We start from the raw sequence: 9,071 nt of genomic DNA on the forward strand, positions 1-9,071 counted from the left end.
GCGCCAGCAGCGCCTCGTCCGCCCGGCGCAGGGTCAGCACGAGGCCGCCGCCATAGGCCGCGTCCTCGGCCAGACGGCGGAAGTAGTCCACGAAGTATCCGGGCTGCACCGCGACCGCCAGCACCCCCGCGACCCGTCCGGCGGCGTCGTGCCAGCGGACCGCGACGCTGAAGAACGGCCGACCGTCGAGGCGGCTGATGTGCCGCCGGCCGATCGCCATGCCGTCCCGCGCCGCCGCGGCGCGGAAATAGTCGCGGTCGGCGGCAGAGACGTCGGGCCGGGGCGGCACGTCGCCGGCGACCGCGAGGATCTGCCCGTCCACCCCGAACACCAGCAGGTTCTTGATCTGCGGCAGACCTTCGCGCAGCGCCGCGAGGGCGGCATGCAGCGCCGGCGCGTCGCGGCGCAGCGCGTCTTCGTCCCGCCCGGCGACGATGGTGCCCATCTCGCGCAGCACGAGGCGGTTGGTCTCCATGATCTTGGTCGCGTTCTCGAACGCGGCGTCGGTCAGGCGGCCGAGGGCCGCGCGCGCCTGTTCCTTCTGGTCCGACCAGGCAATCGTCGCCCCGGCACAGAGCACCGCGAGCGGCAGCAGGACCGTCGCCAGCAGCAGCAGACGCAGCATGCGGGGCCCGGCGGCGAGTGCCGGGACGGAGACGGCAGCCTGACCCCCGCCGTTTGTCCCGTCGGCGCCGGCGCCGACCTCGACGGACGGCGCGGGGATGGGCCCGTCGCCGGACGAGGTCAGGGGCATGCGGTCGCGCCTGGCGGGAGCACGCCCGGTGGAGCGGTGCCTAGTGGAGCGGTGCCCATGAGGCTGTCGCCGCGGGGGCCTTCGCCCGGAGCGTCGCGCCGGGCGCTTTCTTGACACCACCGGCCGGGTGGCAGATACCCCGATCCGCCGACATATCGGCACGGCCGCTCCGCGAGGGTTCGCGCAGCGGCCCCTTTCTGTTGGGAGCGGTGCGTGTTCGAAGCCCTGTCCGACAAGCTCTCCGGCGTGTTCGACCGGCTGCGCGGTCGCGGCACGCTCGGCGAGGCCGACGTGGCCGAGGCGCTTCGCGAGGTCCGCCTCGCGCTGCTGGACGCCGACGTCGCGCTGCCGGTGGTGCGCGACTTCATCGCCCGGGTGCGCGAGCGCGCCGTGGGCGCGGAGGTGCTGGAGTCCGTCACGCCCGGCCAGCAGATCGTCAAGATCGTCAACGACGCGCTGGTCGAACAGCTCGGCGGCGCCGGGGCGGTGCCGGTCAACCTGAACGCCGCCGCGCCGATCCCCATCCTGATGGTCGGGCTGCAGGGATCGGGCAAGACCACGACGGCCGGCAAGCTCGGCCTGCGCATCCAGACACGCGAGCGGCGGCGGGTGCTGCTCGCCAGCCTCGACACGCAGCGGCCGGCGGCGCAGCTCCAGCTCCAGCAGCTCGGCGAGCGGGCCGGCGTGACCAGCCTGCCCATCGTCGCGGGCCAGACCCCGGTGGAGATCGCCCGGCGCGCGCTGGATACGGCGCGGCGCGAGGTGTTCGACGTCGTCATCCTCGACACCGCCGGCCGCCTGTCGATCGACGCGGCGCTGATGGACGAGGTGCGCGCCATACGCGACGTGGCCGCGCCCGCCGAGACGCTGCTGGTGGTCGACGCGATGACCGGCCAGGACGCGGTGAACACGGCCCGCGCCTTCAACGAGGCGCTGGGCGTGACCGGCATCGTGCTTACCCGCATGGACGGCGATGCCCGCGGCGGCGCGGCGCTGTCGATGCGGGCGGTGACCGGGGCGCCGATCAAGCTCGCCGGCACCGGCGAGAAGCTCGAGGCGCTGGAGGACTTCCACCCGGAACGCGTGGCCGGCCGCATCCTCGGCCTCGGCGACGTGGTCGGCCTTGTCGAGAAGGCGAGCGAGACGCTCGACGAGCAGGAGGCGGAGCGCATCGCGGCGCGTATCGCGAAAGGCAAGTTCGACCTCGAGGATTACGCGGCGCAGCTTCGCCAGATCAGCAAAATGGGCAGCCTGTCCAGCATCCTGGGCATGCTTCCCGGCGCAGGCAAGCTCAAGGCGCAGATCGATGACAGCAAGCTCGACACCGCGATCCTGAAGCGTCAGGCAGCCATCATCGGTTCGATGACACGGGCCGAGCGCCGGGCCCCGGACATCATCAAGGCAAGCCGCAAGAAGCGCATCGCCGCCGGCTCCGGCACCAGCGTGCAGGACGTGAACCGGTTGCTCAAGCAGTTTGACGACATGAGCACGATGATGAAGCGGATGAACAAGCTCGGCCAGAAGGGCCTGATGCGCCACGGACTCGCGGCGCTGATGCCCAAGGGCGGCGCCCCGATGGGCGGCGGCCGGCGGCCGTTCTGAGACGGATACGACCAATCAGCAGGAGAGACTGAACGTTATGGGCCTGAAAATACGCCTTGCCCGCGCCGGCGCGAAGAAGCGGCCGTACTACCACATCGTGGTCGCCGACAGCCGCAGCCCGCGCGACGGCCGTTTCATCGAAAAGGTCGGCAGCTACAACCCGATGCTCCCGGCCGAGCACGCCGACCGCGTGCGGCTGCAGGACGAGCGGCTGACGCACTGGCTGAGCCAGGGCGCGGTCGCGACCGACCGCGTGGCCCGCTTCCTCGGCCGCGCCGGGCTGGCACCGATGCCGGCCTTCAGCGAGCAGCCGAAGCAGTCCGCGCCGAAGAAGAAGGCGCAGGAACGCGCCCGCGCGGCCGCCGGCGCCTGAGGCCACGGCACCGCCGGACCACGACATGGCCCAGACGCGCATCCTGCTCGGGGTGATCGGACGCCCGCATGGCGTCCGTGGCCTCGTGCGCGTCGTCAGCTACGCCGACGACCCGGCGAGCCTCGTCGCCTACGGGCCGCTGTCCGACGACAAGGGACGCCGCCTGCGGCTGGCGTGGCGGGGCGACGGAATCGCCGCCGTCACCCTGCTGTCCGACGCGGGGCCGGTCGCGGTCGCCGACCGGGACGCGGCCGCCGCGCTGGTGAACACGCGCCTTTACGTCGAGCGCGACAGGCTGCCGCCGCCGGACGAGGACGAGTATTACGTCACCGACCTGATCGGCCTCGCGGCCGAGGACGAAGCCGGCCGCCCGCTCGGCCGCATCCGCGCCGTGCATGATTACGGGGCGGGAGTAAGCCTGGAAATCGCCGCGGACGGCGCGCCGCCGCTGCTGGTGCCGTTCACCCGCGCGGCGGTGCCGAGCGTCGATCTCGCCGCCGGCCACGTCCGCGTCCACCCGCCCCGCGTCCTCGCCGCCACGGAGGATGCCCCCACGGATGCGGCAACCGTGTCCTTGGCCGAGGATGCGGCATGAGCGACGCGGTTCCCTGGCGGGCTTCGGCGCTGACGCTGTTTCCGGACATGTTTCCCGGACCGCTCGGACATTCGCTGGCCGGGCGGGCGCTGGCGCGGCGCGTGTGGACGCTCGATGCCGTGGACATGCGCGCCTTCGCCCGCGACCGGCACCGCAGCGTGGACGACACGCCCTTCGGCGGCGGCGCGGGGATGGTGCTGCGGCCCGACATCGTCGATGCCGCCCTGTCCGGACAGGATGACGGCCGCCCCGTCGTCTGCCTCACCCCGCGCGGCGTGCCGTTCACCCAGGCACACGCCGCCGCCTTCGCCGCCGCCCCCGGCCTCGTGCTGGTGTGCGGCCGGTATGAGGGGATCGACCAGCGCGTGATCGACGCCCGGGCGATGCAGGAGATCAGCGTCGGCGACTACGTGCTGTCGGGCGGCGAGGTGGCGGCGCTGGTGGTGCTGGACGCGGTCGTGCGCCTGCTGCCCGGCGTGATGGGCGCCGCGGCGAGCGCCGAGGAGGAAAGCTTCGCCGAGGGGCTGCTGGAATATCCCCACTACACCCGGCCCGCCGACTGGCAGGGCCGGACCGTCCCGGACGTGCTGCTGTCCGGACATCACGAGGCGGTCCGCGCGTGGCGCCGCGCGCAGGCTGAACGCATCACCAGCGAGCGACGCCCCGACCTGTGGGCCCGCCGCGCATGCCAACCCCCCGCCCCTGCCGGTTGCCACGCCGCGGGCGCGGCCGTAACCCGATCCGACGAGAGGATAAAGCGATGAACATCATCCAGCGCTACGAAGCCGAGGAGATTGCGCGCCTCACCGCCGCCCGGCCGGTGCCCGCGTTCGAGGCCGGCGACACGCTGCGCGTCGCCGTGCGCGTGGTCGAGGGCGAGCGCATCCGCACCCAGGCGTTCGAGGGCGTGTGCATCGCGCGGTCGAACCGGGGGCTGAACTCCAGCTTCACCGTCCGCAAGATCAGCTATGGCGAGGGCGTGGAGCGCGTGTTCCCGCTCTATTCGCCGACCATCGCCGAAATCGCCGTGGTCCGGCGCGGCGACGTGCGCCGGGCGAAGCTCTATTACCTGCGCGGGCGCCGCGGCAAGTCGGCCCGCATCGCCGAGCGCGCGCGCGACGTGACCGCCGCCCCGGCCAAGGCCGCCGCCAGCGACGCCGCCGACTGACACCGCGGGCCGGCAGGGCCGCGGGACCGACCGCACAGAGGGGAGCACGCTATGACCACCGACGCGCCACGGACATTGTTCGACAAGGTCTGGGACAGCCACGTGGTCGAGCGGCTCCCAGACGGGACGTGCATCCTCTATATCGACCGTCACCTCGTGCACGAGGTCACCAGCCCGCAGGCGTTCGAGGGGCTGCGCATGGCCGGACGGCGCGTCCGCCGGCCGGACGCGACGGTGGCGGTCGCCGACCACAACGTCCCGACCGAGGCGCGTGACCGGCCGATCGAGGAGCCGGAAAGCCGCCTGCAGGTCGCGACGCTGGAGGAGAACGTCCACGCGTTCGGCGTGCCCTATATCCCGGTCCGCGACGTGCGGCAGGGGATCGTGCATGTGATCGGCCCGGAACTGGGCATCAGCCTGCCCGGGACGACGATCGTCTGCGGCGACAGCCATACGTCCACCCACGGCGCGCTCGGCGCGCTCGCCTTCGGCATCGGCACGTCGGAGGTCGAGCATGTGCTCGCGACGCAGACGCTGCTGCAGAAGCCGGCGAAGAACATGCTGGTCCGCGTCGACGGCCGTCTGCCGGCCGGGACGACGGCCAAGGACATGGTGCTCGCCATCATCGGCCGCATCGGCACCGCAGGCGGCACCGGCCACGTGATCGAATACGCGGGCGAGGCGGTGCGGGCGCTCGACATGGCGGGCCGCCTGACCGTCTGCAACATGTCGATCGAGGCGGGCGCGCGCGCCGGCATGATCGCGCCGGATGAAACCACCTTCGCCTATCTGCGCGGTCGCCCGCACGCCCCGCAGGGCCAGGCGTTCCAGGAAGCGGTCGCATGGTGGCGCACGCTGCCCTCCGACCCCGGCGCGCACTATGACCGCACCGTCGTGCTCGATGCCGCGGAGATCGCGCCGATGGTCACCTGGGGCACGAGCCCGGAGGCGGTCGTGCCGATCACCGGCAGCGTCCCCGACCCGGAGGCCGCGCCCGACGAGGCGCAACGCGCGCAGATGCGCCGGATGCTGGACTACATGGACCTGCGCCCCGGCCAGCGGATGCAGGACGTCGCGGTGGACGTGGTCTTCATCGGCTCCTGCACCAACAGCCGCATCGAGGATCTGCGCGCCGCCGCCGACGTGGTGCGCGGCAGGCGCGTGGCGGACGGCGTGCGCGCGATGGTCGTCCCGGGCTCCGGCCTCGTGAAGCAGGCCGCCGAACAGGAGGGGCTCGACCGCATCTTCCGCGAGGCGGGATTCGAGTGGCGCGAGGCGGGATGCTCGATGTGCCTCGGCATGAACCCGGACAAGCTCAAGCCGGGCCAGCGCTGCGCCAGCACGTCCAACCGCAACTTCGAGGGGCGTCAGGGGCCGGGCGGGCGGACCCACCTGCTCTCCCCCGCAATGGCCGCCGCCGCCGCGGTCACCGGCCGGCTTTCCGACGTGCGGGAGATAGCGGGGCGGGAGATGGCGTGATGGACAAGTTCACGACGCTGACCGCGGTCGCGGCGCCGCTGCCGCTGGCGAACGTCGATACCGACAAGATCATCCCGGCGCGCTTCCTCAAGACGATCAAGCGCAGCGGCCTCGGCGTGCACCTGTTCGACACGCTGCGCTATGACGCGGACGGGGCGGAGCGGCCGGACTTCGTGCTCAACCGCGAGCCCTATCGCGGGGCGCAGATCCTGATCGCGCACGAGAATTTCGGCTGCGGCAGCTCGCGCGAGCACGCGCCCTGGGCGCTGCTGGATTTCGGCATACGCTGCGTGATCGCGCCGGACTTCGCCGATATTTTCTACAACAACTGCTTCAAGAACGGCATCCTGCCGGTGCGCCTGCCGCGCGACGTGTGCGACGCGCTGATGGGCGATGCGGCGCTGGGCGGCAACGCGCGGCTGACGGTCGACCTGCAGCGTCAGGTCGTCGTGCGGCCGAACGGCGAGGAAATCGGCTTCGAGATCGATCCGTTCCGGCGGCACAGCCTGCTGGAAGGGCTCGACGACATCGGACAGACGCTGGCGCATGCCGCGTCGATCGACGGCTACGAGGCGGCGCGCGCCAAGGCCCGTCCCTGGCTTCCCGCAATCGACGCCGTCTGACCAGGAGAGTGTGACATGGCCGCCAACAAGAAGCTGCTGATCCTGCCGGGCGACGGCATCGGGCCGGAGGTGATGCGCGAGGTGCGCCGCGTCATCGACTGGATGGACCGCCGCCGCGGCATACGGTTCGAGATGACGGAGGATCTCGTCGGCGGCGCGGCGATCGACGCGCGCGGCACGCCGATCGCGCCGGAGACGGTGACGGCGGCGAAAGAGGCCGACGCGGTGCTGTTCGGCTCGGTCGGCGGCCCGAAATGGGACACGCTGGGCTGGGACATGCGCCCGGAGATCGCGATCCTGACGCTGCGCAAGGAACTCGACCTGTTCGCCAACCTGCGCCCCGCCGTGGTGCTCGATCCGCTGGTGGACGCGAGCACGCTGAAGCCGGACGTGGTGCGCGGGCTCGACCTCATGATCGTGCGCGAAAGCACCGGCGGCCTGTATTTCGGCGAGCCACGCGGCGTCGAGACGCTGCCGGACGGACAGCAGCGCGGCTTCGACACGGAATCCTACACGACGAACGAGATCGAACGCGTGGCGCGCCTGTCGTTCGAGCTGGCCCGCAAGCGCAAAAATCGTCTCGCCAGCGTCGAGAAGGCGAACGTGATGCAATCCGGCCTGTTCTGGCGCAAGACCGTCACGGCGCTGCACCAGCGCGAGTTCGCCGATGTCGAGCTGACGCACATGTACGCCGACAACTGCGCCATGCAGCTGGTGCGCAACCCGCGCCAGTTCGACGTCATCGTGACCAGCAACGTGTTCGGCGACCTGCTCTCCGATCTCGCGTCGATGCTGACCGGCAGCCTCGGCATGCTGCCTTCCGCGACGCTCGGCGCGGCCGACGGCACCGGGCGGCGGCACGCGCTCTATGAGCCGATTCATGGCAGCGCGCCCGACATCGCCGGCCGCGGCGTCGCCAATCCGCTGGCGCAGATCCTCAGCTTCGCCATGCTGCTCCGCTATTCGTTCGACATGGAGGAGGAGGCGGCGCTGGTGGAGAATGCCTGCACCCGCGTCCTGGCCAGCGGGCTGCGCACCGCCGACATCATGCAGACCGGCACCGCCAAGGTCGGCACCAGCGTGATGGGCGAGGCGATCCTGCGCGAACTGGACAAGGTGGCGGCCTGACGCGGGCCCGCTGATCCAGGCCCTTGCAGGCATCAGGCGCGCGGTCTATACGGCGCGCCTCGGCGGCGCCCGTAGCTCAATTGGATAGAGCACCAGACTACGGATCTGGGGGTTAGGAGTTCGAATCTTCTCGGGCGCGCCATCTTCTTCCATCCCGCCGCGCCGCCGCACGCAAACGCCCTGAGCCGGGGACCGACCGCGCATGCCGATCACCCGCGTTGATCTGCCGGACGACGCCCTCGTCGCCACGCTTCCCTCCCCCGACTACACGACCACCTATCCGCAAATCGACGGGCCGTACGAGCTGCCCTGGTGGGCGGTCGAGGCGGTGGAGGGCGCCTATGCGCAGCGCCGCTTCACCGGGCGGACGGTCCGCCTGTATCGCCTGCGCCGCGCCTTCGTCTGCGCCGAGGGGCTGGTGTTCAACGCCGACGGTCAGCTGTTCGCCCCGACCGCAGCGCAGTTCGGCGAGGACACGATCACCACGGCCCATCGCGCCGTGCAGCAGGCGCTGTTCGACCGCACGATCGAGGAACATGCCGGGCCCGCCGTGCTGTGCAAGCGGCCGACCGCCTACAACTACGGTCACTGGATGATCGACATGCTGCCGGGAGCGCATCTCGCGCAGGCGATGCTGCCCGATGACGTGCGCCGCGGCTTCGCCTGCCTGCTGCACCGCACGGGCGGCCACATGGACGGGGTGATGACGGAGACGCTGGGGCGGCTCGGGATCGGCCTGCCGCGGCTGTTCTGGACCGGCAACGCTCCCGTGCTGTGCCACGACCTATTTTTACTGGACGGCGTCTCGCAGCACGGCCGCTACATCACGCCGCACACCCTCGCCTGCCATGACCGCATCGCGCAGGGCGTCCAGGGGCGCGGCTGGACGCGGCTGTTCGTGACCCGCACCACCGGGCTCGGCCGCGTGCTGCGCAACGAGGCGGCACTCGCCGAGATGGCGGCGGCCGAGGGGTATTTCGTGTTCGACCCGGGCCGCGCGACGATCGCCGAGCAGATTGCCGCCTTCCGCGACGCGCGCAGCGTGATCGGCGCCATCGGCGCGGGGCTGACCAACATCCTGTACTGTGCGCCGGGCGCGAAGGTCACGCTGATGACCCCGCGCTCCATGCCCGACAGCTTCTACTGGCTCATCTGCGCCGTCCGCGGCCTCGTCTATCGCGACCTGCGCTGCCACGAGGTGGGGCCGGAGGCCGGGCCGGGCATGCCGCCCTGGATGCGCGACACCGAAATGGAGCCGGACCGTTTCCGCGCCGTCCTCGCCGCGCTCGGCTAGCTACGCCGGCCGGACCGGCGGCGGCCGGATAGGCGGCGGCCGGGCGGGCGGCGAT

General features: G+C 71.8%; 10 protein-coding genes and 1 tRNA gene. 10 read left to right on the top strand and 1 reads right to left on the bottom strand.

Annotation, left to right across the window (positions count from 1 at the left end; translation table 11 throughout):
* The coding region (locus B8460_RS07725; RefSeq protein WP_048861010.1) for a hypothetical protein at nucleotides 1-754 on the bottom strand (754 nt) is incomplete at its 3' end.
* A 213-nt stretch (nucleotides 755-967) separates the two neighbouring features.
* Between B8460_RS07725 and ffh the strand changes: the two genes are divergently transcribed.
* The 10 genes from ffh (at nucleotide 968) to B8460_RS07775 (ending at nucleotide 9,016) form a co-directional block, all read left to right on the top strand.
* Nucleotides 968-2,356 carry a signal recognition particle protein gene (ffh, locus tag B8460_RS07730; protein ID WP_048861011.1) on the top strand — a complete coding sequence of 463 codons (1,389 nt, stop codon included), beginning with the start codon at nucleotides 968-970 and terminating at the stop codon, nucleotides 2,354-2,356.
* A 37-nt stretch (nucleotides 2,357-2,393) separates the two neighbouring features.
* Nucleotides 2,394-2,729 (top strand): 30S ribosomal protein S16, encoded by a 336-nt coding sequence (gene rpsP, locus B8460_RS07735; RefSeq protein ID WP_048861012.1) that lies wholly within the window; start codon nucleotides 2,394-2,396, stop codon nucleotides 2,727-2,729.
* A 25-nt stretch (nucleotides 2,730-2,754) separates the two neighbouring features.
* The gene (rimM, locus tag B8460_RS07740) at nucleotides 2,755-3,324 is read left to right on the top strand and encodes a ribosome maturation factor RimM (RefSeq protein ID WP_084623318.1); all 570 of its coding nucleotides are present in this window, start codon (nucleotides 2,755-2,757) and stop codon (nucleotides 3,322-3,324) included.
* Complete coding sequence (gene trmD, locus B8460_RS07745) at nucleotides 3,321-4,088, top strand: tRNA (guanosine(37)-N1)-methyltransferase TrmD (protein WP_048861013.1); 768 nt, start codon at nucleotides 3,321-3,323, stop codon at nucleotides 4,086-4,088. Before rimM ends, trmD begins: the two co-directional genes overlap by 4 nt.
* Nucleotides 4,085-4,492 carry a 50S ribosomal protein L19 gene (rplS, locus tag B8460_RS07750; RefSeq protein ID WP_048861014.1) on the top strand — a complete coding sequence of 136 codons (408 nt, stop codon included), beginning with the start codon at nucleotides 4,085-4,087 and terminating at the stop codon, nucleotides 4,490-4,492. Before trmD ends, rplS begins: the two co-directional genes overlap by 4 nt.
* 51 nt (nucleotides 4,493-4,543) lie before the next feature.
* A complete protein-coding gene (gene leuC, locus B8460_RS07755; RefSeq protein ID WP_048861015.1) occupies nucleotides 4,544-5,971 on the top strand; it encodes a 3-isopropylmalate dehydratase large subunit in 1,428 nt (475 codons plus the stop codon).
* Nucleotides 5,971-6,594: a 3-isopropylmalate dehydratase small subunit gene (leuD, locus tag B8460_RS07760; RefSeq protein WP_048861016.1), complete on the top strand. Its 624-nt coding sequence runs from the start codon at nucleotides 5,971-5,973 to the stop codon at nucleotides 6,592-6,594. The genes leuC and leuD overlap by 1 nt, the downstream gene beginning before the upstream one ends.
* A 15-nt stretch (nucleotides 6,595-6,609) precedes the next feature.
* Nucleotides 6,610-7,722, top strand: coding sequence for a 3-isopropylmalate dehydrogenase (gene leuB, locus B8460_RS07765; protein ID WP_048861017.1), 1,113 nt, complete (start codon nucleotides 6,610-6,612; stop codon nucleotides 7,720-7,722).
* 65 nt (nucleotides 7,723-7,787) lie between these two features.
* Nucleotides 7,788-7,864 (top strand) — tRNA-Arg (locus B8460_RS07770).
* A gap of 60 nt (nucleotides 7,865-7,924) precedes the next feature.
* Complete coding sequence (locus tag B8460_RS07775; RefSeq protein WP_048861018.1) at nucleotides 7,925-9,016, top strand: glycosyltransferase family 61 protein; 1,092 nt, start codon at nucleotides 7,925-7,927, stop codon at nucleotides 9,014-9,016.
* Nucleotides 9,017-9,071: the final 55 nt, after the last annotated feature.

The sequence above is a fragment of the Acidisphaera rubrifaciens HS-AP3 genome (assembly GCF_000964365.1).
Classification (GTDB): Bacteria; Pseudomonadota; Alphaproteobacteria; order Acetobacterales; family Acetobacteraceae; genus Acidisphaera; species Acidisphaera rubrifaciens.